Source organism: Maribellus mangrovi (assembly GCF_037646455.1).
Lineage (GTDB): Bacteria > Bacteroidota > Bacteroidia > Bacteroidales > Prolixibacteraceae > Draconibacterium > Draconibacterium mangrovi_A.
This window is the reverse complement of sequence record NZ_JBBIXN010000002.1, coordinates 1,073,469-1,099,054: the sequence shown is the minus strand read 5'-3', so window position 1 is coordinate 1,099,054 and position 25,586 is coordinate 1,073,469. Positions and strand designations below refer to the sequence as shown.

Annotated in this window: 17 protein-coding genes; 1 reads left to right on the top strand and 16 read right to left on the bottom strand. The window is 40.5% G+C overall.

Annotated features, from left to right (window positions below):
- The first annotated feature begins 32 nt into the window (after window positions 1-32).
- Window positions 33-2,225 carry a T9SS type A sorting domain-containing protein gene (locus WFY05_RS12550; RefSeq protein WP_340113215.1) on the top strand — a complete coding sequence of 731 codons (2,193 nt, stop codon included), beginning with the start codon at window positions 33-35 and terminating at the stop codon, window positions 2,223-2,225.
- Here the strand turns inward: WFY05_RS12550 and WFY05_RS12545 are convergent.
- The 16 genes from WFY05_RS12545 to WFY05_RS12470 form a co-directional block, all read right to left on the bottom strand.
- Window positions 2,222-3,901: a mechanosensitive ion channel family protein gene (locus tag WFY05_RS12545; RefSeq protein WP_340113214.1), complete on the bottom strand. Its 1,680-nt coding sequence runs from the start codon at window positions 3,899-3,901 to the stop codon at window positions 2,222-2,224. The genes WFY05_RS12550 and WFY05_RS12545 overlap by 4 nt on opposite strands.
- A gap of 93 nt (window positions 3,902-3,994) precedes the next feature.
- Window positions 3,995-4,456 carry a metal-independent carbonic anhydrase family protein gene (locus WFY05_RS12540; RefSeq protein WP_340113213.1) on the bottom strand — a complete coding sequence of 154 codons (462 nt, stop codon included), beginning with the start codon at window positions 4,454-4,456 and terminating at the stop codon, window positions 3,995-3,997.
- 85 nt (window positions 4,457-4,541) lie between these two features.
- Entirely contained in the window at window positions 4,542-5,942 is a 1,401-nt protein-coding gene (locus tag WFY05_RS12535; protein ID WP_340113212.1) for a redoxin domain-containing protein, read from the bottom strand.
- On the bottom strand, window positions 5,939-7,060 hold the full coding sequence (locus tag WFY05_RS12530; protein WP_340113211.1) for a glycosyltransferase family protein: 1,122 nt from the start codon (window positions 7,058-7,060) through the stop codon (window positions 5,939-5,941). Before WFY05_RS12530 ends, WFY05_RS12535 begins: the two co-directional genes overlap by 4 nt.
- 147 nt (window positions 7,061-7,207) lie before the next feature.
- On the bottom strand, window positions 7,208-8,248 hold the full coding sequence (locus tag WFY05_RS12525; protein WP_340113210.1) for a hypothetical protein: 1,041 nt from the start codon (window positions 8,246-8,248) through the stop codon (window positions 7,208-7,210).
- Window positions 8,235-8,819: a hypothetical protein gene (locus WFY05_RS12520; RefSeq protein ID WP_340113209.1), complete on the bottom strand. Its 585-nt coding sequence runs from the start codon at window positions 8,817-8,819 to the stop codon at window positions 8,235-8,237. The genes WFY05_RS12525 and WFY05_RS12520 overlap by 14 nt, the downstream gene beginning before the upstream one ends.
- A gap of 7 nt (window positions 8,820-8,826) precedes the next feature.
- A complete protein-coding gene (locus WFY05_RS12515) occupies window positions 8,827-9,381 on the bottom strand; it encodes an RNA polymerase sigma factor (protein ID WP_340113208.1) in 555 nt (184 codons plus the stop codon).
- A gap of 219 nt (window positions 9,382-9,600) precedes the next feature.
- Window positions 9,601-10,290: a hypothetical protein gene (locus WFY05_RS12510; RefSeq protein WP_340113206.1), complete on the bottom strand. Its 690-nt coding sequence runs from the start codon at window positions 10,288-10,290 to the stop codon at window positions 9,601-9,603.
- 215 nt (window positions 10,291-10,505) lie between these two features.
- Window positions 10,506-12,329: a transcription termination factor Rho gene (gene rho, locus WFY05_RS12505; protein WP_340113205.1), complete on the bottom strand. Its 1,824-nt coding sequence runs from the start codon at window positions 12,327-12,329 to the stop codon at window positions 10,506-10,508.
- Between the two features lie 331 nt (window positions 12,330-12,660).
- Window positions 12,661-13,254: a class I SAM-dependent methyltransferase gene (locus WFY05_RS12500; protein ID WP_340113204.1), complete on the bottom strand. Its 594-nt coding sequence runs from the start codon at window positions 13,252-13,254 to the stop codon at window positions 12,661-12,663.
- A gap of 296 nt (window positions 13,255-13,550) precedes the next feature.
- Window positions 13,551-14,231 (bottom strand): TonB-dependent receptor plug domain-containing protein, encoded by a 681-nt coding sequence (locus tag WFY05_RS12495; protein WP_340113284.1) that lies wholly within the window; start codon window positions 14,229-14,231, stop codon window positions 13,551-13,553.
- A 276-nt stretch (window positions 14,232-14,507) separates the two neighbouring features.
- Window positions 14,508-14,873 (bottom strand): class I SAM-dependent methyltransferase, encoded by a 366-nt coding sequence (locus WFY05_RS12490; protein WP_340113203.1) that lies wholly within the window; start codon window positions 14,871-14,873, stop codon window positions 14,508-14,510.
- A 128-nt stretch (window positions 14,874-15,001) separates the two neighbouring features.
- Window positions 15,002-15,961, bottom strand: a complete 960-nt coding sequence (locus tag WFY05_RS12485; RefSeq protein WP_340113202.1) for a hypothetical protein — start codon at window positions 15,959-15,961, stop codon at window positions 15,002-15,004.
- Window positions 15,962-16,452: 491 nt separating this feature from the next.
- Window positions 16,453-18,957: a PKD domain-containing protein gene (locus WFY05_RS12480; RefSeq protein ID WP_340113201.1), complete on the bottom strand. Its 2,505-nt coding sequence runs from the start codon at window positions 18,955-18,957 to the stop codon at window positions 16,453-16,455.
- A 218-nt stretch (window positions 18,958-19,175) separates the two neighbouring features.
- Window positions 19,176-23,216 (bottom strand): T9SS type A sorting domain-containing protein, encoded by a 4,041-nt coding sequence (locus tag WFY05_RS12475; RefSeq protein WP_340113200.1) that lies wholly within the window; start codon window positions 23,214-23,216, stop codon window positions 19,176-19,178.
- Window positions 23,217-23,904: 688 nt separating this feature from the next.
- The coding region (locus WFY05_RS12470; RefSeq protein WP_340113199.1) for a T9SS type A sorting domain-containing protein at window positions 23,905-25,586 on the bottom strand (1,682 nt) is incomplete at its 5' end.

Genomic DNA, 25,586 nt, shown 5'->3' with positions numbered 1-25,586 from the left:
ATTTTTCTATCGATTTTAAAACAGAACAACTAATGCCGAAGGTTATCCGTAAGGTTTTTATCATTGCACTCTTTTTTTTCGCACTGGGAGCTCCTGTTTTCGGGCAAGTTTCCGATGGTGGTTATCCGCTTGAAACAAATACGCTTAAAAGTGCAAACCATCAGATTATTGATCTGCCACCAGTGTCACAAATTGAAATCGACCGGGCAATGGAAGCGAACAGAAATAATGTTCAGCTAAAACCTTTTCGTTTTGCTTTGCCGATTGCTGTTGATTTAAATCCTGCAAATTCAGGGCAATGGAGCAAGTCAGTTGATGGTTACAACGTTTGGCAATTAACACTTCACTCAAGCGATGCAAAATCACTGATCGTAATGTTCGAAGATTTTCATTTGCAGGAAGGAAGCCGCTTGTTTGTGTTCAATAAAAACGAGGACCATTACCTGGGTGCGTTTACGACAAAAAACAATAAAGCAGGGGGTAAATTTGCTGTTTCTCCTTTACGAGGCGATGAAGTTACCATTCAGTATGAAGTTCCTGAAAATTTAGGAACACCATCAGATTTTCAAATATCGGGCATTAACCACGACTTTATCGGTATTTTAAAGTCCGACAGGCGCCCTTTGGGACAACCGGCCGGCTCGTGCAATATCGATGTGAACTGTTTGCTTGGTGAAGATTACGATGAATTAAAGAATTCGATTTGTCGTGTGATTGTAAACAGTAATGAAGGTTCGGAGTTGTGCAGCGGTACACTGGTAAACAATACTGCAGAAGATGGAAGGCCTTTAATTCTTTCGGCGGCGCATTGTTATGACGAGTGGGAATATGCCGAAACTACGGTTTACACGTTCAATTACGAAAGTCCATACTGTGCACCGCTAGATGGCGATCCGTCGCATTCGGTATCAGGAGCAGTAATGCTGGCACAACACGACAGCCTTGATTTTGCGTTGGTTGAAATGTCGATGATCCCGCCACCGGAATACCGCCCTTATTACGCCGGGTGGAAGCATTCAGCAGAAATGCCCGATTCCACCGCAAGCATTCATCATCCGTATGGCGATATAAAGAAAATCGCACTGGATCATGATCCGCCCGAACGATCAAATTTTGGGAGACGTAGTGAGTACATCAAAAATGCCTTCCTGAAAATAAAGGAATGGGATGAAGGAGTTACCGAGATTGGTTCGTCCGGAGGAGGTTTATTTACACCCCGCGGCGAATTGATAGGTACTTTAACCGGAGGAGAGGCATTTTGTGGCAAACCGGTTAACGATTATTTTGCCAGTTTTGCGGTATACTGGGATTACAGGGCTGATTCGACCAAACAGGTGAAATACTGGCTCGACCCATTGAAATCGGGAGTTATTGAGTTACCGGGACGTGAATACTACAGCAATAAAAACCTGTGTAAGGCTTTTACAAACCTCAATGACAACGATGAACATGCCAATGTGCAGTTGACTTCCGGAGGTATTTTTTCGGGATACTGGGGAGGCTCGAACAACGTTGGAATTGATGAGATCGCTGAGCGGTTTTCTGTTCCGGGCGATGAAAGCCTGATGGGTGTATCAGTAGGTGTTGGAAGACTGGTACTTGCCTCGTTGCCGGGAAGTGAAATTACCCTCAAGGTTTACAACGGAGATAACACCCCGAAATCGTTGATTTACAGCAAAGTGGTAGAACTGGATGAACTGGTGGAAGATGCAATGAATTATATTCCTTTTGATAGAGATGTTCAGCCGTTGGAAACCTTTTTTATTGGCTTCGATCTCAGCAACATTAACGAACAGGATACTTTTGTGATGTACCAGTCGTTGAGGGAGGAAACGGAAGAAAACAATTATTACTTCAAATTAAACGGCGAGTGGACTGATTTTAAAAGTAACAGTGAGGGATCGATGGTAAATGTAATGGAACTTGTTGCCTGCAATTACGGCGACGATATAAGTGATACAGCGGTAGTGGATACTCCTGCCTACGTACGACTTTTCCCGAATCCGACACGTTCAGAATTAACCATTCAATCGGATCAGGAGATCGTGGTTGAAACTGTTTCAGTATTTAATTTGATTGGTCAGGAAGTAAATGCTCCGCTTTTGCGTGTTCATGATTACGAGGTAAAACTTGATCTTTCAGGGAATACTCCCGGAGTTTATGTGGTTCGCTTCAATTACAATGATTCTTTTGTCACGCGAAAATTCTCACTTGTTCCGTATTAAGTCTTTTTCTTTTTACGTGGCTGAGTAACTTTTTCGATCACTTCTGTTACCGGATCTTTCACCGGATCGGTAGGATTTTCCTGCCCCGGGATAGTTGACGCGTTACCGTCGCGCATGGCCGTGTAGTGTGGGGACATAATTTCAACCCCGGCATTATTAAATTCATTTAGAATGCTCTTGTTCAATTCTGAATAAAAATGAGCCATTTTGCCCGGTTGTTTTGTGTATACATTCAGTTCGTATTCCACGTAAAAATCACTCAAACTTTTCTGCATTACAAACGGCTTGAAATCGCGGGTGAGGTTGGGTGTATTTTGGGCAGCTTTAAGAAGCAGGTTAATCACAGTATCTGCAGGAACGTCGTAACCTATGGTAATCGAGGGATGCAAAATGATTCCAAGATCGCTAGCATTCTTTGTATAATTCATTAAATGAGTGTTGATAATCTGCGCATTGGGAATGGTTACATCCTCATTTTTTAATGTTTTCAGCCGGGTAACCAACAGGTTTTTCTCCACAACATCACCAAGGGTTTGGTTGATCATAACACGGTCACCAATTTGGAAAGGGCGCATGTAGGTAATTACAATTCCTGCCACTATATTGGCGATAGCCGATGTTGATCCGAGCGAGAATAAAATACCAAGGAAAATGGAAACGCCCTGGAAAGCTTTTGAGTCGGAGCCCGGTAAATATGGGAACATAAAAACAAGGGTGAAAGCAATCACAAGTATCCTGAAAATATTATACGTAGGTTTTGCCCATTCGCGGTGAAAACCTTTTATTTTGAGCTTATCCTTATCAATCTCACTCGAAACATAACCCATGATACGAAGTATGTATCGCGAAATAAAAAAAATAATGACGATATAGATGAGTTTTTGAGAAATGAACACCCACAGACCAAGGAAAATCGCTTTTATCGGTCCGGAAATAAAGGTGTAAAATTTGGAAACTATATTTTCCGTCCACGGCAGGAAGCTGAACATCAGGGGCAGATACAAAAATAAGATAATGATGAACAACAGGATTTTCGTAACTTTTAAGATGAAGCCAAAGAAATTATCCGGTCCTTTAGGTGCCAGGTAGCGCCAAAAACTTTTTCGCTTTTGCTTAATCTGTTTCTGATAACTTTCTACATACTTTGTCAGCCAACTAAACAACCTGTTAATGAGTTTAAAGATTACGATCAATCCAGCGATGGCCAGCAGTGTATAAAAAATGTGTAGTACCCAGTAAAACACATCTCTGCTTTCTTTTACCTTTTGAAATTCTACCTGAATGCTGTTAAAGTATTCCTTCGTAAGCTCCGATCTTTCTGCTTGGAAAGCTTTTGCATCTTCGTTGCTAATACTCAAAATCGGCATATCATCGTACAGGATCATGGAAAAGTACATATCCTCTTCGGCATGAAACAAGTCGGTATTTATCCGGGGAAGGTTTTGAACTTGTTTCAATCTTTTGCTTATCGCATCTGCACGTTCTTTTGGGGTGTACGGACCAAAGCCTTTCCTTATCTCAAACAAGGTATCCTTGTGCAAAATAACAAATCCCGGCTCGGCTACAATTGTTTCAGGTTCTTCCGGCTGATTGACGGGAATTGTATCCTGTTGCTGAGCACTAAGTGAAAAAGCGACGAAAAACAGCAAAATAAATAAAAGGATCCTGAACCACATTGCTGGTGTTTGTTATGTTTTAGTTTTGTTCCAATTAAGATAAGGATTCTTTCCCATTTAACAATTGATGTTCTTCTATATTTTAATCGCGTTTCACGGAATAAACGGGAAGGAGGAGTGATGTAGCCAAAGTTTTACACTTCTGTCTTTTGAGCGGTAAAAAACCATGGTGTATTCAACTTTCAGTTGTTCACCTTCGAGGTTGGTAAAGAAGTAATGTCCCATTGACACGGCTTCGTTTTCCGAGATCGAAATCGCGGCATTTTTAAACCGAACGTCGGTAATGGGAAGTAAAGCAAAACCCTGATCTTCGGGATATTCTTCGTTTCCGCTAACAAAATAGGAAACGGCTCCTTCTTTTGTTACGCGAAATGGAAGTTCGCTGGCTTTGGTAGGTTTAAAAAGAACAGTTCTTTCATCGAAACCGTAATTTTTGTCAACAAATTCTTCGGCAGCTTTTTTGTAATCTTTTTTTTCTGAAAAGAGTTTGCCAATGCGCACAATTCCATCACCCCATTGTTGTTGGGCAATTTTTACTTCTTCTTCGGTAATCATTTTTGTGAATCTTATTTTTTATAAGTTAATCCAATCCAACCAAAATCAACAGATAAAAAAGCATGTTGTTCGAAATAAAACACAATTATTGCAGCCGTTCTTTCATCAGTACATCCAACTGTTCCATGTCAAGTCGCTTGGCAATTATCGTTTTATCACGATCGAGTACATATACACCGGGAGTTGTTCGTCCGTCGTAAAGTATCTTAAACCTCGAGGTGTGGTCTTTATCCCAAACATTGATCCAGTCCCACAAATCGTGTTTTACCAAAAAGTCCGTCCAGTCCTGTTTATTTTCCATCGAGTAAATGGCATAAACTTCAAGGCCCTTGTCTTTATATTTCTGATAAACTTTGTCGTAAAACTCGGGTACAAAGACTTTACAGTGGCCGCAATCCGGTTCATAGATCAGCACAACTGTAATTTCGGCATCAATCTGGTGCAGGCTTATATACTCACCATTATAACTTTCCAGCATTAATTCCGGACCGGTTTTCCCGATCAGGTTATCTTTCAGAAAAAGTACATTCTCGCGAATTTTATCGAGCGATTCTTCAGCGGCCCAAAACGCTTTACCGCTCAGGTAATAGTCGTTGGCCAAATCGACAAACAGTGCGTCCATGCCTAAAACATTGCTGTTGATGCTGGCATTCACAAAAAAAGATGTTGCAAACTGAAAAATACGCGGATTGCTTTCCACCTCATCCAGAAAACTGTATACATAAGGTTTCACCGAATCGTACGCTGGGTACAAAACCTTGTTAAACCAGGTTTCGAGCTTGGATTTATAAAACGGGGTGTAAAGCATTCTTTCGTCGGTATAATCGAAGTAATCCCAGTAATGTTCACGCTGGTAGTTAAACCGGGCCAATAACAGAAGCGAATCGTTTTGCCGAATCTCTGCCGGTAAAGTACTAATGTCGATTGTTGGTACTTCGTTAGCTACCATAAATTTGTAAAGCAAAGAGCCGGGGAACTCCCGGTTTATTTTGTCGCGGTAAGCTATCATTTCATCATTCAAACTGACTTGTTGTGCTCGTATCTCTTTCTTTTGTTCGTCTGCAGTTGCGCTTTTAAATTGCTGATTTAATACACGGCTTTGGGTCTGCAGATTTCGTAAAAACACGAGATAATCAACAAACGCCTCACTTTCTTTCGATCCTTCTATTTTCATTTTCGAGGCATCAAGGCCATTGTTGTAAAGGTAGAATTCCTGATCGCTACCTATCAAAAAATCGAAATGCCCGCTTTCGTCAATCAGGATTTTATACAATCCCTGAGGCAATAATGTGTCGCCCTGAAAAGTACCACTTCCTTTATCGTTGAGCAGCACGGTATCGCGCGCATAAATCTTATCCAGATAATGGTAAGCTAACTTTACTTCCCGGTTGGCTGCATTAGGCAGTTCAACATCTATTTTGTAGCCCTGTGCAAAAAGGAACTCAGCAGAGATTATAAACAAAACAAACAAGAGAATTTTCCTCATAATTCCTGAATTATCTTTAGGAGTTTATCTCCGTTAAAATCGTTGGTAAAAGCCGTTAATTTCCGATTTCTTTCTTCTACCTCTTCCGAAGTAAACTCCCTGTTTGAGATTTTGTTTACAGCTGCAACAAATTCTTCGGCGGAATTGGCAATCTCACACAAATCTTTGAGACCGGTGTTGCCGGCCATGGTGTTATTGGCAATAACAAAACGTGAAGAGAACAGTGAAATCAAGAGTTTTAGTTTGAGTCCCGTTCCCTGAAAAGTGGGCAAAATACAGGCTTGCGCATTTTGCAGTAATTCGGTCATGCGATCTTCCGAAGGATTTTCTTCCAGAGTTACATTCTTCAGTAGTTTCGCTTTTTCAATTAAACTTTTTCCCGGATTCTTCCCGGCAACGATTAGCTTCTGTTCTATGTGCTTAAATACTTTTTCGAGTAAAAAATGAACAGCACTGTCATTTTCTTCTACCGAAAGATTTCCGTGGTATAAAAAATAGTCGCCCTTTCCGGAACGTGATTTTAATTTGTTAAAAGGATGAAATGCCGGGATAAAATCAACCTGTGGAAACAGCTTGGAAAGATACACATAGTCGTTTGGTGAAATGGCAAGAATGCGGTCGGCATGTTCCAAAGCTGCTTCAAAACGATTTAGTTTTCGGCTTTCGATACCGTAATATATTTTCTTAGGAATATTAGTCGAAGATTTCTGCAATCCTTTATAATAGTCGTGTTCTATGTTATGCGTCCGAACGATTTTTTTCTGGTCTGCTAATTCCGTGGCATTTAAAAAAGCGCAGGAATGCATTCCTTCAAAAAGAATCGGATAGCTATTTGTTTGTAAATTCTCCAGCAATTTTTTGTTTTTTCGGGTTACTACGATGTAGGGAAGGGGAGAGAACATAAAACGCAGTCCTCTTTTCCTGGGATAATAAATCACTTTTTCGCAATATTTCTCCAGCTCTGTTTGTTCAGTTTTGTTGTATTGAAAACAATGGAGCACAATCCTGACACCTTTTTCTTTTAAGGTTTTCAGTTTGTAAAATATATCGATGCTACCCCCGTAAGTTGCCGGGTAAGGAATATCGAAAGCTACAATATTTATGCTTGTTTCAGGCATTGGGTAACAAATGTAATTAAACCCGAATGTTTTACAAACGCAGAGGACGCTCTGAAATTATGTTTGAAAGTAAAGTGCCGATACAAAATGGCATAAAAAAACGCTCCATGAATTCACAGAGCGTTTTTTGAGCGTCGAATATATTGCTTAGTCTTTCAGCTTTATATCGCCGTATTGGCTTTTTACATTAACAACGCCGCCGGTTCCTTTACCTATTTTCCCTGTAATCTGGAAACTGTTGTTTTCTTTAATCCGGTTGCCGACGAATTCATCTTCAGGATAAGAGATTCCGCAATAGCGACAGCTGGCATCCACATCATAACTGGCGTTGTCGAGGCCTAAGGATATTTGACCGTAATTGTTGGTTATTGTGATAAATTCGAAACCTTCGTCTATTTCACCAACCTGAACACCACCGTAACCCGACTCAACTTTCAGACTTTTAGCCAACTCGCCAATTTTCATATTACTGTATTTAGTATTGGCAGTCACCGATTCCACTTCTTCGAAATTCAGTTTATCGTATTTTGATTCGATCTGCAGATCCCCGCCTTCTTCCACTTCAATGGTGGAATATTTCGATTCGAGTACGAGTGTTTTTAATTCTTCGATGCTAACCGGAGAGTAACCCACCTCCACCTCAAGGAATGATGCGGTTCCGATACTGGCATTGCCGTATTTTAATTCGAGTTTCAGGTCGCCGCTTTCAGGAGTAAGCAATTCGTTTGCAGTGAAATTTCCGTATTTAATATCGAAGATTCCATCTCCTGTAAGCGAGTTAACCAGTGTGTTTCCGTATTTGTTTTCGATCATCAGGTTTTTGTCCGACGGAATATTGACCGTGTAATCGATGCTGAATTTCCGCTGACTTTTAAAATTGTTCTCAATTTCAGTAACTGCCTTTATAGTAGAACCGCTTTTACTAAATTTCACTTCAATCATGTCCAGCAATTCTTCCGCTTTTCTTTCATTGGCTGCTTCAACGGTTATTTCGACATCGATTGTTATGGTGTCACTGTCATCGTTATTGATTCGTACTTCACCAAACTTATTCGAGATCTCAAGTGTGGTAACTTTACTTACTGACCAGCCTTCGTTGTATTCTTTCGTTTTTTCCTCAGCCTGCACCTGGCCGGCAAAAAGGATGCTTGTTACAAATAATGTAACAAAGAGTTTAAATGCTTTCATCGTGGTTATTTTTTTGTTGTTTTACTTCTTCCAGTTTATTTACAATCATATTAATCAAACTGAGTTTTGTCTGATAGAACTCAAGCATGGCATTAATTACCCGCTCGTCGTTGGGATTGGAGGCCAAATCACTTTGCAGGTTCTTATACAATCGTTCAAATTCCTTAAGTTCATTTTGCATCATCGCTTCTTCGTCTTCCGAGATCATGCCTTCCCGGGTTAATGCATTCCATTGCTCAAGCCCGGTGTTTATCGAGGTAGTATAATAAAATTCCACTTCCTGGTATTCAGGAGAAACGGATGCCAGCGTGATATCTTCGTTTTTTGTGGCATTAAGCAACAATCCCTGCGAATCGGACGAAAAATAAATAAATGCCTGGTTGGTAGCCAGCAGGGCAAACACAACCACTGCAGCTACTTTCAAAACCATGTTCCAGGTTAATTTTCTCGTTTTGTGTTGTGCTTTCAGCTTTTCCTCAAATCTATCGAAATGACCTTCAAACGGTTCGTTGTCGTTCAACGCTTCCAGGTTGTTCGCAATCAGTTCTTCTATGTAATCTTTTTCCTTCATCTTGTTTTTAATTGTAAGAGAAAACTTCTTTTCCTTTCAGTAATTCCCTCAGTTTATTTTTGGCTCGTAACAGTTGTGTCCGCGATGACGAATTCGAAATACCAAGTATCTGGCTGATTTCTTCGTGATCGTATCCTTCAATCAAATAAAGACTCAAAACTACACGGTAACCGTCGGACAGGTCTTGAATGGCTGCTTTTAGTACTTCGGATTTTACCTCGTGCGTTGGCATTTGGTAATCCTCAATTTGTGTAGTACGTTCGTTTATCTCCTCGAGCTGTACTTTCCTTTTTTTCAAATAATCCAAAGAGCGGTTTACAACTATTTTCTTCAACCAGGCGCCAAAACTAACTTCGCCTTTGTAAGAATTCATTTTTTTGAACGCGCTTAAAAAAGCTTCCTGCATTACATCTTCAGCTTCCATAGCATCATTTACTATCCTCAGGCTCACACTGTACATTGCTTTGTAATACAATTTGTACAACTGAAACTGTGCCTTTTCATCGCCTTCACGACACCTGTCGATAATGTCCTGATGTATGTTTTTGTAAAGCTTGTTCACTGTTGTATTTTCTGATTGAATGACGAAGGTAATATTTCAATGTTGCATACGTTGCCAATATATTTTTAGTTTTTTTCAGAAGTCGTCATTTTTTTTGTGTTTTTCTATTCTGATTTTGTGAAACAGACCACTATTTGACTGTGGATTTGAGGTGTTGCACAAAAAAAAGGGTGATCCTGAATCATTCAAAATCACCCTGTTTCTGACCAAAAGACTTTACTAAAGTGAATTGTAGTATTCTACCAGTTCTTTTAATTTATCTTCCTTACGGTGGTTTACTTTATTCTTTTTAATAAAAGAGGCTATTTCTTTTTTGTGATCCGGGAAAACAGCTTCCAGGTCTTTTTTATTCTCGATTTCAAGGGCAGCTTCCTTTCCTATCCGAATAAAATAAGTGTCAGGTTTTTCGAGAAATCGGGCAGGTTCGGGATCTTTATAAGCTCCGGCCGGAACGGGTTGGCGGTATTCAATATTAGAACGGGCATACAGTGTTGCGTTTCCCTTAAGCAGTACTTTAAAGAAACCCCTTCTCATTTTTTTTGCTATGATGTAAGGAATATATTCGATGGTATAATCGCCAAAAACCACTTTCTCTATTATTTCGGGTGCGGCAATGGCTGAAACATTTCCTTCAGGCGATTTAAATTGCATTTCGTCGTTGTATACATTGTAACGCAGCGGAATATCGTTGTATTGTATTTTTGATGTGGTGAACACCGAACCTGTAATAAATTCGTCGTTTAGGTAAGGAGATCCTTCAATTTCGGATTCGGTAAGCATATTTTTGATTTCACCCTGAATCATTCTGTTCGACTGAAAAAAATCGATCGCCTGATTGAGTTGGTAATCGCTTTGCGCCAGCGCCGAAAAACCAATGGAAAGAAAAATAAGCAGTGTCAGCGTTTTCATATAAAAGCAGTATTATTTGATTACAGATTGTAATGCTTCTAAAATAGAAAAACGTCATCAAAAATTAAGCCATGTTTCAATGTTTTTATGGTAGTGCTTATGAAGTGGAGATTTGTTTATGTTAACAAACAATTTGGAATTGCCGGGCCTGGCACAACGAAATATAAAAAGCAAGCTGAGCAGCTTGCTTTTTATAATGTATATCGTTTTGTTATTTATCCATCGTTCATCGATGTTAGGAATTCTTCCATGCTGGCTGCCCGCATTAGTCTTGTTTTCATGAATTCCATGGCTTCCAGCGAATTCATATCGCCCAGGTAGTTGCGTAAGATCCAAAGCTTGTCCAGTACTTCTTTCGAGAACAGCAGGTCTTCGCGACGTGTACTTGATGTAGGAATATCCACTGAAGGGAAAATTCGTTTGTTCGAAAGTTTCCGGTCGAGTTGGAGTTCCATGTTACCTGTTCCTTTAAATTCTTCGAAAATAACTTCATCCATTTTCGATCCGGTTTCGGTAAGTGCAGTTGATAAGATTGTTAGCGATCCGCCTTCTTCGATGTTACGTGCAGCACCAAAGAATCGTTTTGGTTTGTGCAGTGCATTGGCGTCAACACCACCCGAAAGTACTTTACCCGATGCCGGCTGAACAGTGTTATAAGCTCGTGCCAAACGAGTAATCGAGTCGAGCAGGATAACTACGTCGTGACCGCATTCCACCATTCTTTTTGCTTTCTCGAGAACGATATTGGCTACTTTTACGTGTTTGTCGGCCGGTTCATCAAAGGTCGATGAAATAACTTCGGCATTTACACTACGTGCCATATCAGTAACTTCTTCCGGGCGCTCATCGATCAAAAGAACGATCATGTAAACCTCGGGGTGGTTAGCTGCAATAGCATTAGCTACTTCCTTCAGCAAAACAGTTTTACCCGTTTTTGGCTGAGCTACGATCAAACCCCTTTGTCCCTTACCAATTGGAGCGAACATGTCAACAATTCGGGTTGAAATGTTGTCGTGTCCATTTCCGGTTAGTTGGAATTTCTCATCGGGAAAAAGCGGTGTTAAATGATCAAAAGGAACACGGTCGCGGATGTATTCCGGACTGCGTCCGTTAATTTCCAGTACTTTAATAAGTGGAAAATATTTTTCTCCTTCTTTTGGCGGACGAACAGTTCCTTTGACCGTATCACCGGTTTTTAAACCAAACAGTTTGATTTGCGATTGCGAAACGTAAATATCGTCGGGCGAATTGAGGTAATTGTAATCTGACGAGCGTAGGAATCCGTAACCATCCTGCAGAATTTCGAGAACACCGGTATTGGTTATAATTCCGTCGAATTCAAATTGTCTTGACTTCTGACGGTTATTTTGATGCTGGTGTTGCCCGTTATCGTGTTTCTGCTGCTTTTGGCCTGAATCACCTTGTCGCTTATCTTGCTTTTTAACTTCCTGCGCTTTTGGTTGAGCTTCTTTCTTCTCTTCTTTTTTAGGTGCTTGCTCGGTTTGTTGCTTATCCTGAGGCTTTTTCTCTTGCTGAGTTGCCTGAGGTGCTTTTGTCTCTTTTTCCGGTTCTTTCGGTGCTTGTGGCTTCTCTGCTTTTGGAGCTGATTCCTGCCCTTTATCCCGGTTAAAACCTTTAATAATGGCTTTTATCTGATCCTGGCGAGATGGAGCGTTGTCGGCCGATTCCGGTTTTTGACCTTCGCCTTTTTTCTGACCGCCTTTGTTTTTTGGGCCCGAACCAACTTTTTCGCGCTTCACTGTTTCAATGCGCTGGCGTGGACGTTTTCCACGACGTGGCTCGTCTTTTGCCTCTTCTTTTGATTCGTTCTTTTTACGGCGTCCGATTAGGTTGCCTTTTTGATCTTTTTGTGCTGGTTTAGTTTCTTTTTTTTCAGCTTCAATTATGGCTTGAGTGTCTAATATCTTGTAAATCAAGTCTTGCTTTTTGAAGGAATCAACACGCTTGATCTTTAATTCCTTAGCTATTTCCTTCAACTCAGGAAGGAGCTTCTTGTTTAATTCTAAAATGTCGTACATATGATAAGATTAAATCTTTTTCCCGATTAATAATTGTCTGATAAAAGTTTTGGAACAATTTACGAGGGGAGTGATTTCAACGGAAATCGAATGCAAGTATAATACAATACTGCCAACTAAACAAAATCTCAATTGCTTTTTTATTCTCCCTTACACGAAATTATAATGTTTTTGCGTAATTGTCAAGAAAATGTAATTCTTATGAACTTTAATTGTTTTGTTCGCTAACAATCAATTATATCAACCTAATACGTTGTAAACGCATAAAAGGTTCATTTTGTTGTATCTGAACACAAACAGATTCAGTTCTTTATACCATTTCCAGGAAGATTTATTTTCGGGCTATAACCCGGATTATACTTGCTGTTCCCCTGTGAAATTTACCTTCATTTAGTTCGGTTTCTGTTTCTGAAACGGATAATTCACTGGCCGCTGAAAAATCATTGCTAAGTTCCGCCTCAGAGAAAAGCATGTCGATATTTTTTGGTCCGCCCGAGTTTCTGAAGATTTGATTCTTATGAAAGCCTTCCAGCAGGAGTGTACCGCCAGGTTTTAGGAAGGACCACAGTTTCTGATGGTATTCGCTACGTTTAGCCGGCGGCATGTGAGCGAAAACCAAAACGACGCAGTCAAAACTTTCGGTCTGAAAATTTACTTCTTCGTAAGTGGTAATTCGATAATCGATGTTTACATTGTATTTTTTAGCAAGCTGAAAGGCTTTTTTACGGCCTTCGCTACTGGAGTCGAAAGCACTCACTTTCCAGTTTTGGAGGGCAGCATATACTGCATTTCGGCCTTCACCTTCGGCAGGGAAGAGAATGGTACCCGGTTGTAATTTCGAAAGTTGCACTTTTACAAATTCGTTGGGTGCCTCGCCGTAGGCATATTCAATACTGCTATATCGTTGATTCCAGAAATCGTTCATCGTCTTCATTTAAGATAGAGAGAACAAATAAACTTCGAAGAGGTTTATCTGTTGAGCAAATGTCCCCATGAATTCGTTTTTAACTTCAGCTGATTGCATGTCAGTATTCTTATTTTGATTAAGCCAGTAGCAGACTTTTCTCTAAATTATCGGTCAGCAGTAAAATGGCACACTGCATCTTTAACAAGTCAGTATATTTTTCAAAGGAATCCTGTTTTAGAGGAATGGTGATCGTGAGTGGGGAGCTAAAATCGTAGGGTTAAAATTAAGTATATTAGATTTCGTATCAGAACGGGCTATTGTTCTTCCCCGCCTTTTTTTGTTTCGATGAGAACAACTCCATTTGCCCCGCTGGCTCCATAAATAGCAGAAGCACCATCTTTTATAATATCAATACTTTTTACCGTATGTGGGGGGAGAATACTTAAAATACTTTCATCCCTCACTATTCCATCAACTACAATTAATGCGGCATTGCTACTTCCCATCGTATTTTTACCTCGGATTATAATTTCAGTACCATCTACCTGAACACCCGAAAATCTTCCTTCTATTAAATCATACATATCTGCATACTTCGAAAAATCATCATTGTCATCTCTTAAACTGGTAATCGCACTCAATTTATCTTTATCCAATACATGGCCATAACCGATTGCCAATTCTTTCCCTTTCTCGCCGGGTTTAAGGTGAAGATTAACGGCTACAAACTTTGTATTATCTTTTAGTTTAACGTTTTGCTTATTAAATCCATGGGCAAAAAAACTTAATTTATCTTTTTCATTACAAGCAACTGCAAACCTGCCAAGCGTATCAGTTTTAACTATCTGCTTTGTACTTTTTACCTGAATTTCCACTCCGGATACGGGAATATTTTCAAAGGTAGTTACTTTACCCTGAATAATTCGATCCTGAGCCTGAACGTTACTTAGAATCAAAAAACAGATGATCAGTATTGTTGGTGTAAAAAAACGCATATCCACGGCTTATTGGTTTTAGTTGATTATCTAGATTAGATTAAAATTAAGGTAAAAATTTGAATTAATTCTTTGATCTATGCAAAATTCTCCGGAATAAAATCGCTGAATAGCTTGATCGGGCCTGCAGGTGAATCACATCCCAAATTACTTGTATTAGGATTAGTCTCTTCACGTATCGAGTCCTGAAGAATCTTACAAAATTGCTGTTGTATTTAATCATTCCAATGAATTCATTTGTGTTTGGTAATATAAATTGCCCGGAAGATATTTTTGTTACCAGATTACATGTGCCATTAAAATCGGTTCAGTAGAAGGAGGCATACGAGCAAAAATCAAAACGATGCAATCAAAATTTTCGGTCTGAAAATTTACTTCTTCGTAAGTGGCAAATCGATAATCGATGTTTACATTGTGTTTTTTAGCCAGCTGAAGGGCCTTTTTACGGCCTTCGCTACTAGGATCGAAAGCACTTACTTTCCAGTTTTGGGTGGCGGCATATACCGCATTTCGGCCTTCGCCTTCGGCAGGGCCGAGAATGTTTCCCGGTTGTATTTTCGAAAGTTGCGTTTTTACAAATTCGTTGGGTGTCTCGCCGTAAGCATATTCTTTTGCAGCGTATCGTTCGTCCCAGAAATTCATGGCATTTGTTTTATTCCCTTCAAACAAACGAAGGATTGTTTGGTTTAGAACAGAAAAAAAAGGCTGCCCAAAGCAGCCTTTTCCTATTCCCCTTCACTCAATCCCACTCAAATTTATCAACAACTTGTTTAGTAGCAGTATTGCACGTTTAGTTCTACTGTATAATAATTGTAACCTTCTAACGGTCCATAATAGTAATAAATTGGCCGCTCCGGTGAAAGCGGAATCCCTGAATAAATTAGTTGTCCGTTTGTACCTAATTCATTGTAACCGGTAACAACCACTTCGGGTTCAACAAGAGTAGTAAACATCCACTCCTGATCAAAATTGAATATGATATTTCCTGAATCGAAGCTTAAATAACCAATATCTAACCAATTGTTTTCCCCAATTTTAGCTACAATCCTTTGGTCAACAACATCTGTAGGATCAAGATAGAACGCTTTGTTCATCATTGTTCCGCAGTATGCCGGAAATGGGAAACAGCCTCCGCTTAAGGTGGGCGTATCAGGCAAATATTTGGTGCTTGTTGCATTGCTTTTAGGACTAAGTGTTTCTCCTTCACTCCAGGACGATTCACTTTTACCTGTTTGTCGGTTACTTGTTTCGACGTGAGCCACCAGAAATACGGGGCCACCTTCAGATAAAAAATAATCTTCTGCAATTTGATCTTGTGGGATCAGGAAAATAAAATTGTTGAAACCGAAGTTCTTGAACGGAAATCTGCCAGGAGTAGGTTTATTTACCGGATTTGAGGGGACCTCCTCAATATTGGTACCTACCCAAAGTTGAACCCGGTCGATGGAATGATTCTGGTTGCCCAGAAAAACTACAACAAGGCAGTTATAGCTATGCATTACATTCATCGTACCTACTTCTTCACCTTTATGTAGCACAGGGAATGATTGCGGATCATCGATACTCATTATCCCTGCCTCGCCACTTTTCAATCCGACGATTTCCTGGTTTAAGTCTGCCGCTACAGCTAGCATTTCTCCTTCGTAGTCTGGTAAAATCTGGTCGCTGTTACAGCTCCAGAATAAACTTCCCACTACTAACATCACCCCTAATAAGATACTAGTTTTCATTGATTTAAATTTTGTTGTGTTTTTTCAATTCAATAAATTGTTTTCAGCTGAGCCGGTTGGTATTGGATCATCCGAATTTTTTTAGGGGTTGATAATTAATGCAGAAGTTTTGCTGTTGGTTCCGAAATGATTGATGCCAACAGTCGTCTTTCAAAGCGTCCTAAAACGAAGACAATAACTTTTGTAATTTCAGTTCTCGCCTCTCACGGGCGGTGTCCGTTTCTTTCAAAATGTGTTTCAATATAGGTTATTTCTTAAATGCGTATCAATCAGTTAAATAAAAGTTTTTAACTATAAAACCTTAAAACGCTTGGTCTGATGTTAAAAACCTCTCAATCGCTTTGTAGCCTTGAAGTTTGAGGAAATCAAAAATATCTGTTGTTAATTTCTTTTCTGGCATTACTAGAGCTGTCTTATTTAATTTTCAGGTTAAGGTAAACATAAAAAAGGCGCACAAGAGCGCGCCTTTTAACTATTAACAGTTTTGATTTTTATTGATGAACTACCTTTCCGTTGATTACTTCATTGTTAAATTGCATGCGATAAAACAGCATGTTGGCAGAAACTTTGTTTGCATCATACCCCACTTTGTATTTTTGCCCGGCTTTTATTATTTGGTCGAATACAACATCAAGTTTTCGTCCGGAAACATCAAATACTTCGATGAGGCATTTTTCATCATTTTCGCGAGTAAATTCGAAAACGAGTTTATCGGTAAACGGGTTGGGGTAGACGTTGATGCCATTCCCAACCGATTGATCAGCAAGTATTCTTGCACTCTTTATCGTGCAATCAGAAACAGGTTCCACAAAATCATAACCATCAGCAATTATATCAGTAATATGAATACACCATGAAACACTTCCTTTGAACGGAAGAGATTCAATTGTTACTTGCCCATTGTTGTCTGTTTCGAAGAATTTAGGCGAATCGCCATCAAAATAACCGGTAACTGCGGCTCCCTCCACAACAGGATCCACCGTAACTATTACTGAGTACTGTTTTTCCCCTTTTGACAAGTTGATCGTTTCCCAGGGGCCAAACAAAGCCGTAATATAATCAGGTCCTGAATTGTCTAGAACATTTATGTAATCTGTTTTAGTTTCGATATTACTTCCGTTGTCATTTGTTACAATTAGCGAAACAGTGTAAGTATCGGGAGTGGTGTATTCATGAGTTGGATTTTGTTCAGTGGACGATTCTCCATCACCAAAATCCCAATTCCATGTTGTAGGAGCATTTGAACTGGCGTCTGTAAAACTAACTGTCAGTGGAGCTTTTCCTGAAGTAGGAGATGCAGTGAAATCGGCAACAGGAGGACTTAACAGCACAGATTTTTCATTCATTAAAACGGGGGCAGATCTGCCATTGTTTTCCCATAAACTGAGGATCTCAGTTCCACGTGTGTTGGTTTTATTTTCAGAGGCAAGAAAATCAATGAATTCTTTTGACGCTGTTTGATAGTATAATCTGGCGACAATCTTTGCTGTTCCATCTGGTATCGAATAAGGGGTACTGTCCCAGTTTTGACCGTCAGGATACATCGTTGTACTGACAACACCATCATGATCAACTACTGGAGATTGTTTCTCCAGAAGGTCGGAGTTGGTGAATCCTGCGGGTGGAATCCGGTTATCGTGATAGATCATATCGTTAAGTGCCATGTGAAAAGATGGACCTGCAGGAATTCCTGTTATATCGGACATAGCTTCACTTATACCGGGTTCGCAGTGGTAGATTTTAATTTCGTCATCCTCTGCTAAAATTCCGGTTGAATTATCGTATGTACCTGATTCTTTGATAACAGCTCCGTCAGCATTGTAAAACAATACATTTATCCACATTCGCCTTCCTTCCGGATAACCTGTAGGTAATTTATGTCCGGTTTTATTTGTTACTACGACGATCGCTTCACCATTTAGAGAGGTAAGATCCATTTCAGCAGCCGACCTCAGTGTGTTGGTTGCTCTTATAATTCCAGCATCCAATGCATCTGCATCTACTTCAGAAGGATATAGCTGTTTAACCAGGTTGGGAACAAAGGTGTTACCTCCGGTCATATCATGTAACGGGAGGTTTGTCCGAACCCTGGCATCTTTCATTTTGGCACCTTTACCGGTAACATCATGCATGTGGCAATCCTGGCAGGTTTTTGTCTCTTCCACTCCTATCCCTGTTGCATATCCACTGGCTAACCATTCGCTGTAGGTGCGTTCGATCGGAAACATAAACCTGACATTAAAATCTTCAGCTTCTACTCCCAAAGCATTTGCGATATATTCATTGGTTTGCGTTGAAATTCTCGTTAACTCCGGATTGCTCACATCGTGACAGGTGCCACAATGCTCGCTGCGCGAATGAAATGGTGACGCGAACATATGGTGCCTTCCTGTTGCATCTGCAAACGGACCACGTTTGGCATTGTTGGCATCAGCCACGTACATCCCGTTTCCGGGTGATCCCGGAAGAGGAATGATATCGGCAAGATATGACTGGTCCTGCGGCCATGTTTCATTTTTATAGGCCGCTCTTATATCATCAGGAACAGTTTCATCATCGTAAGGATTGGAAGCGTAGGCTCTTGGATCAAGCATTTTATGGCAAAAATCGCATTGTACACCTTCCCGGTCGTTTTGATTGAGTGCCGAACCATCAGTGGGTTCGCAACGTCCGTTGAGCCAGCCGTCGGGTGTGTGGCAACGCAGACACATATCACCAACGCCGGGTGCATCCTGTTCAGCAATTGCCAGGCAAGCATAGAATAAGGGATCGCGGGCAGCTTGCGACATCATGCTTCCCCGCCAATTAAATGCAGGTTCTACAGTCTGATCGTAGCCTCCGTGGCAATTGTCGCAACGGTCGGGTGTTTCAAGGTTTCCTGATTGTCCGACTTGAGAACCCGGTAGGAAAAAGTCATCAATTGTTGTGGGTACAATCACAGCAATAGCTAGCAGTGATATTACTGCCATTATTGTTACTAAAGTTGATTTTTTCATGGTATTACGGTTTGGTTTATTAATGATCTTTTGTTTGTTATTGAAGTTACGGTGTTTTTGTGTAATTGTTCTTGATTTAGTGGGCTTTATTAATATTTGGAATCAGTCTTAGTAAGAATAATAATGACCAACTTTATTGTTCGGTGTAAAGGCTGGCACAAAAAAACCGACAGAAATAAATCCTGCCGGTTTTCATCAATTCAGTTAAGTTCAATTAATCATTCTTTTTTATAAACCAGTTTGCCGTTGTATAGCTGATCACCAAGTTGCATTTTGTAGAAATATAAACCGCTGCCTTGATTTACAGGTTGAAACTCGGCATTGTAGTACGTGTTCTCCTCAATATATTCATCAAAAATAGTTTGAACCATTTGTCCGGCCAGATTGTAAATGTCGATTTTTGCCTGAGCAGCAACCGGCGAAACAAATTCAAAACGTGCCTGATCCTTAAACGGATTTGGGAAAACTTTTAGATCCGGTCCATCGATTGCTATTTGAGAATCGCTTGGAATAAACGCGGATTTGTTTTTGTTGCCTTTTGAGCTTGCCTGAACTTCGACTTCTGCTTCTTCCTTCCAGATTGTAATTTCACCACTCACTTCCTGGTCAAGGGTAACCGGATTTTCAAGAACTCCAACAGCTGACCAGTCCCAATAGCTTGAGAACCATACACCACCGTCTTTCCGGTAATAAGTAATTCCAATAGAATCGAGTCCTTCACGACCATCAAAGTCCCCATCAATAAATGTTACATGCAATGGTGAGTTGCCATCGATCTCAACGGTACTTCCATCGTCCATTTTTTCTGAGATATTAGCTTTCGCATCAAAAATGGCCTGGTTGTCAGCAAGAGGAAATTCTGAATTTGGTCCTATGGCAAACAGGTTGATGGCATTGCTTTCGATGACGTAAGTATGCAATTCTCCGTCAAGTGTTCCATCCGGATTGTACCAGCTTTTCACTTCAATTGTCATGCTTCCCTGCGGATTCGTCTGCTTATTATTGTATTCAACATTGAAATTAAAAGAGGTTGTTTCTTCTGACGCGCCTTTTATCATTCCCTCAGAATTGGTGTTCGCCAGTTCTCCTTCTCCTTCTGCTGTTCCATCAGCAGTAGGTTTGGCAAGTGAAACAGTTGCAATCGCGGGATCTGCTGCCGGATCATTTATATATCCGCCAGAAAGTATCACACCGATCTTTATTTCTTCTACTTTACGAATATCGATTTGAACATCGGCACTGGCTGCACCATAAGTTCCATCCAGAATATTGATTAAACCGGCAGGAAGTTTTTTAGCACTTGGTATTGCTTTGTAAGTAGTATCTTGTCCTTCGATTTCTACAAAACAGAAAGTAACATCTGCACCTCTTAAATCACCTTCCGGATCATTGTTGTCTTTCATGATGGCTGCCATTGTGATGGTTCCCGATGAAGAATTTGGTCCGGTGGTCCAGGCCAGCATATTGTCAGTGTAGAATCCTGAGATAGCCACGAACGGATCAATTTTACGTGGGTAGATCAATAATGTGGTATCGTCTTCGCTGCCGGCATAATATTCAGAGGTCGGCATAAATTCAGCGGTGACGGTCCTTGGATCACTGTCATAATTAGCCTCAGGAATAACCTTGATCTTGTAGATGAGAGTGGCACGAAGTTTTCCATAACCGGCTTCGCCTAAGGGAATCGGATAAGCTGGAGCACTTCCAACAAATGTGGTATCATCAAGGTAGAAGTCGACGTTTCCGGTTAACTTGTTATCCGGACATTCGCCGTCGATTTCAGCATAAAGTGTTACTTCATCGCAATATCGAGCTGCTTCAGCACTAACGAAGGCTTCGGTAGTTGTAGGTATTTTTACTACAACATTAAAGCTATCTATTGCAGCATTTCCGCATTCGTCTTCGGCAATTACCTTAACAGTTGTTGTCCCAACTTCGAAGAAATAAGGGAATTCTATTGTATCAGCACCCACTTTGTAGGTAACAGTCGCCTCTCCGCAATTATCAACTGCAGTGGCTTCGAAAGAACGTTCAGTTCCTTCGCAGCGTGTGGCTTCATCGGTAGGGTAGAACTCATCAACTTCGGGGAGAGAAAGTGTTGGTGGAGTAGTGTCGATAATGGTAATTAACTGGCTGAACACAGTACTTATATTCCCGCAATCATCAGCTACCGTCCAGGTATTGTTGTAAATACCTGATTGAGGACATTCAGCTGAGGCTTCAAAATCACCAGCTACTTTTTGGATATCACTTACATCAGCATCGCAATTGTCCATGGCAATCGGGAACCATCCTTGCACTAAAGTCAGTCCTTCCGCATCATCGCACGATAAAGTTGAATCGAGCGCGAATTCTTCAGTAATCCAAACCGGAGCAACTGTATCAACAATCGTGATTATTTGTGTGTAAACAGCACTTGTGTTCCCACAGTCATCAGTCACGGTCCACGTGTTGGTGTAGGTTCCAGACTGGTCACATTCAAGAGATGGAACAAATTCACCGGTGACTTTTACAATATCAGTAACATTTGCATCACAATTATCCATGGCAACCGGGAACCATCCCTGCACTAAGGTCAATCCTTCAGAATCGTCACAAGCCAGAGTTGAGTCGAGCGCGAAATCTTCCGTTGTCCATACAGGAGCCACTGTATCAATAATGGTAATTATCTGGGTATAAACAGCACTTGTGTTTCCGCAGTCATCGGTCGCGGTCCATGTGTTGGTGTAGCTTCCAGACTGGTCACATTCAAGGGAAGGAACAAATTCTCCGGGGACTTTTACAATATCAGTAACATCTGCATCACAATTATCCACGGCTACCGGGAACCATCCCTGCACTAAGGTCAATCCTTCAGAATCGTCACAAGCCAGAGTTGAGTCGAGCGCGAATTCTTCCGTTGTCCATACAGGAGCTACTGTATCAATTATGGTAATTACCTGGGTATAAATTGCACTTGTATTTCCGCAATCATCTGTAACGGTCCATGTATTAGTGTAGGAACCTGATTGGTCACACTCCAGTGATGGAACAAAATTGCCGGCGACTTTTAAAATATTGGATACATCAGCATCACAATTATCCAAAGCCACAGGATACCAACCTTGTACTAATGTTAAACCATCACCATCGTCGCAAGCTAAAGTTGAGTCGAGTGCGAATTCCTCAGTAGTCCAAACGGGTGCAACTGTGTCAACAATTGTAATTACCTGGGTAAAAACCGTACTTGTATTTCCACTACTGTCGGTTGCTTTCCAGGTATTTGTAATCGTACCTGATTGTTGACATTCCTGCGAAGGAATAAAAGCTCCGGGAGTTTTATCGATGCTTGTGACCCCACAATTATCGGTGGCTGCTGGTCCCCATGATTGAGCAAGAATCAAACCTTCATCATCGTCACAGGCAAGCATAGTGTCCAGTTCCTGAGAGCCGGTTGTCCAGGTTGGTGCTTCGTTATCTTCTACCGTAATATCAAAGTTGCATTCAGCTGCTTGGCCTAATCCGTTGTCAGCTCTTAAATATACAGTGGTTGTTCCTTTAAGATAGGTTAATCCACTGCCATCACCAGGAAGATAATTTGTTCCATCTAAAGAATAATAAATGTCAGGTTCGGGAATTCCGTGATATTGCCCTTCGGTAAGTGTTAAATCTGTATCGGAGATATAATTCAGGGAGTATGAAACATCAGCTTCACATTCGCCTTCATCGGTGTCTTGTGTAATATTCGCCGGACAAACAATTGCCGGAGGAACTCCAAGTTGGAAGATTCCAGTTAGAGCTTCTTCGAAATCTCCGATTGCGATATTGCAACCGTCGTTCGTTGTTGCCGGGTACCAGGCTCTTACTCCAAATTCAACAGCGGTTGTGTTGTTCATTGCAGAGTCAACATGAATAGTCAATGTAGTAGTCACAACACTATCTTTAATATTCTGCCCCCAGAGCATTACCGGGACTGCAGGATCAAAGGAGTAGGAAATACTGTCATGACTGAATATTTGCGAGCCGTCTCCATTTCTAAGACATAGTCCAATATTGAGTTCCCCGTTGTTTCCGGGATCTTTGGCTCTGTATATGGTTACCAGATATGTAACTGATCCGGTTTCCCCGGGTAAAACATATCCTTGTTGCGGACCAATAGCCACACTATCAATTTTATTTTGTTTAGCGAAGCTCATATTCGCTGACAAAATAAAGATCCCCATTAACAGCAATAACATTGCCATTCGGGTCGTTCGTAATTTTTTGTAGATTTTTTTCATTTCTTGTTTGTTTTGAGTTAAGGTATTTTTGTATTGGTTAAATACTTGTCATAATATTCGTCGTTGAATCAATAGTATCGATTCTGTCGGTTCTTGTGAATGGGTATTGTGTTGTAATGAGTTAGAGGTTTTCAGCGCGTGTCCATAGAATATAGGTTTTTAAATTAAAGTAATTTGAATGCGTCCCTTGAAAAATTAAGAGCGTCCGGTATTCCATGCAGACAAAATTGTTCCGCAAGGCGTAAATACACAAAACCAGGAAAGAAAATGTTGAATTTTTCCATCGGTTCCAGTTTAAAAAGTAAGTGGTGTTAAAAGAAGAGACCCTTATTTTTTATCCTCAATTAACAGTACGAAAATTACGAAATATTATAATAGGCTGGTAATCAATGCTGTCCCAAAATGAAAAAACGTAAGATGCCGTGCCTTGCCTTGGTTTGCTGTAGTTACAAAACAGAATGTTATGTAAATTTTCAACATTTTAGCTTATTATTCCATTTTTGAGAATGTGCTGAAAATGCATGAAAGGCGAATCCAGAATATAAGTGTCATCAAATCAGTGTGATAATTCATTCAGGTTGTTGATTGGTTTAAATAAACAAAACATAAAAAAACCGGCAGGCCACTGCCTGCCGGTTTATTGTCCCTCAGATGTTTTTATTTCACCTGAGCACAACAAACGATATTTTTATTTTCGTTGATATATCATTTTGCCGTTATAGATCGCATCGCCAAGCTGCATGCGGTAGAAGTACATGCCACTTACGCTAACTTCGGGTTTAAACGCCGCATTGTACCTGGTGTTCTCTTTCACAAAGTCGTCGAAAATGGTTTGTACGTGGCGGCCGGTCATGTCGTAGACATCAATCTTAGCCTGTGTGGCTACCGGCGAAACAAACTCAAAACGTACCCTCTCGCTAAATGGGTTCGGGTAAACTTTTAATTCCGCGCCTTCAACCATTCCCGGTTCTATAGCTGTGGTAATCTCAGCAGCTTTTTCCTGGTTGGTAGGTCCAGCATGAACTTGTGTATTTCCCTTTGTTAAATCTTGCAATAACACAGGGTACGATTCATCATCAACCATATATCCTGGCAATATTCTGTCATAGTCAAAATCGTTGGTTGCATACAGTAGATTGTCCTTATTATCCAGTACGGCAAATCCAAATAGATCTGGCTGTGGTTGTGCCGGATTGGTTGAGCCTGGTTCGCCCCAGTCATAGAAGGTCATGATAATGTATCCTGCCCCTCCACCGTAAATACCTTTAAGTTCAATAATATTTACATTGCTAAATATTAAATCTACACGATATCCTGTTAATTTGGATGGATCGACTGGATCTGTAAACTGTTCAGTAATAATCAATGTAGAAGGTTTATTTGACCTGGCCTGGTACATATGAATAATCTCTCCGTACTCATTGGTAACCCTCCAAATAGTGTTAATATTCCCTTTTAACCGGGAGTAGTTTTTGGCCCATTTTACATTAAATCCGAAATTGTTTTTAGTGCCAATTGAGCCAGCCAATTCTCCGCGCGGATCCGGATTTTCCAATAGTAGATATCCTCCGCCAGTTACAAAGTCATCGGAAGGTTTCGAAACAGTGATTAACATTAAGTTATCACAAACATTTGTATTAATTGTATAACTACATCCTTCTGCAAATTCCCATGTTAATTGGAGTACATCGGAGTAATCAACTTCCTCCAGACTTACGTTACAAACTTTTGTATACGTGTAAGACACAGGATCTTCATTTTCATCAAACTCTGTGGTCCAAATTCCATCATCCGACGTCCAGCCAGATGGGGTGGCCACTGTCCAACCTGGATTATCACCAGGTTTTAATTTTGCCTTTCCATCGGGGATTAGAGTCAATTCAAGGCCGCAAGGACCACAAATGAGTTCGCTTGCCGGGAATGTAACATTAATTGTAATTAATGCTGGTGCTAATTCAGTCTCATCCTTGTCTATTTCGGTATTGGCAAACAGTGTTCCTGTGTAATCGCCACAAACTTCTATTGGGTTTACAGTTACAGTTGGATAACAGTAACCAATATTTCCGGCACAATCGGTAGCGGAAACAGTTACTGTATTATCTCCAACATCACTACAGCCGAAAGTGTATGGTCCAACGAGTGATGGTGTTACGGAACCGCCACAATTATCTGAAGCACTTACAAATACATCATCCAGAACAATGGATGCTTCACCATTTTCATCTAAATCAACCGTTACATTTTTACAAACTAATTCTGGTGCTGTATTATCATCTACGGTGTAAGTATAAGTCCATTCGAAATCGAGTCCGGCACAGTCAGTCCAGGTGTAGGTGTATGTAATTGCACCTTCACAACCGTCAAATCCGG

Bases quoted from the DNA above. Each gene is read 5' to 3' on its own strand.
- WFY05_RS12550 (WP_340113215.1), top strand. From the start codon at position 33: ATGCCGAAGGTTATCCGTAAGGTTTTTATCATTGCACTCTTTTTTTTC.
- WFY05_RS12545 (WP_340113214.1), bottom strand. From the start codon at position 3,901: ATGTGGTTCAGGATCCTTTTATTTATTTTGCTGTTTTTCGTCGCTTTT.
- WFY05_RS12540 (WP_340113213.1), bottom strand. From the start codon at position 4,456: ATGATTACCGAAGAAGAAGTAAAAATTGCCCAACAACAATGGGGTGAT.
- WFY05_RS12535 (WP_340113212.1), bottom strand. From the start codon at position 5,942: ATGAGGAAAATTCTCTTGTTTGTTTTGTTTATAATCTCTGCTGAGTTC.
- WFY05_RS12530 (WP_340113211.1), bottom strand. From the start codon at position 7,060: ATGCCTGAAACAAGCATAAATATTGTAGCTTTCGATATTCCTTACCCG.
- WFY05_RS12525 (WP_340113210.1), bottom strand. From the start codon at position 8,248: ATGAAAGCATTTAAACTCTTTGTTACATTATTTGTAACAAGCATCCTT.
- WFY05_RS12520 (WP_340113209.1), bottom strand. From the start codon at position 8,819: ATGAAGGAAAAAGATTACATAGAAGAACTGATTGCGAACAACCTGGAA.
- WFY05_RS12510 (WP_340113206.1), bottom strand. From the start codon at position 10,290: ATGAAAACGCTGACACTGCTTATTTTTCTTTCCATTGGTTTTTCGGCG.
- rho (WP_340113205.1), bottom strand. From the start codon at position 12,329: ATGTACGACATTTTAGAATTAAACAAGAAGCTCCTTCCTGAGTTGAAG.
- WFY05_RS12500 (WP_340113204.1), bottom strand. From the start codon at position 13,254: ATGAACGATTTCTGGAATCAACGATATAGCAGTATTGAATATGCCTAC.
- WFY05_RS12495 (WP_340113284.1), bottom strand. From the start codon at position 14,231: ATGCGTTTTTTTACACCAACAATACTGATCATCTGTTTTTTGATTCTA.
- WFY05_RS12490 (WP_340113203.1), bottom strand. From the start codon at position 14,873: ATGAATTTCTGGGACGAACGATACGCTGCAAAAGAATATGCTTACGGC.
- WFY05_RS12485 (WP_340113202.1), bottom strand. From the start codon at position 15,961: ATGAAAACTAGTATCTTATTAGGGGTGATGTTAGTAGTGGGAAGTTTA.
- WFY05_RS12480 (WP_340113201.1), bottom strand. From the start codon at position 18,957: ATGAAAAAATCAACTTTAGTAACAATAATGGCAGTAATATCACTGCTA.
- WFY05_RS12475 (WP_340113200.1), bottom strand. From the start codon at position 23,216: ATGAAAAAAATCTACAAAAAATTACGAACGACCCGAATGGCAATGTTA.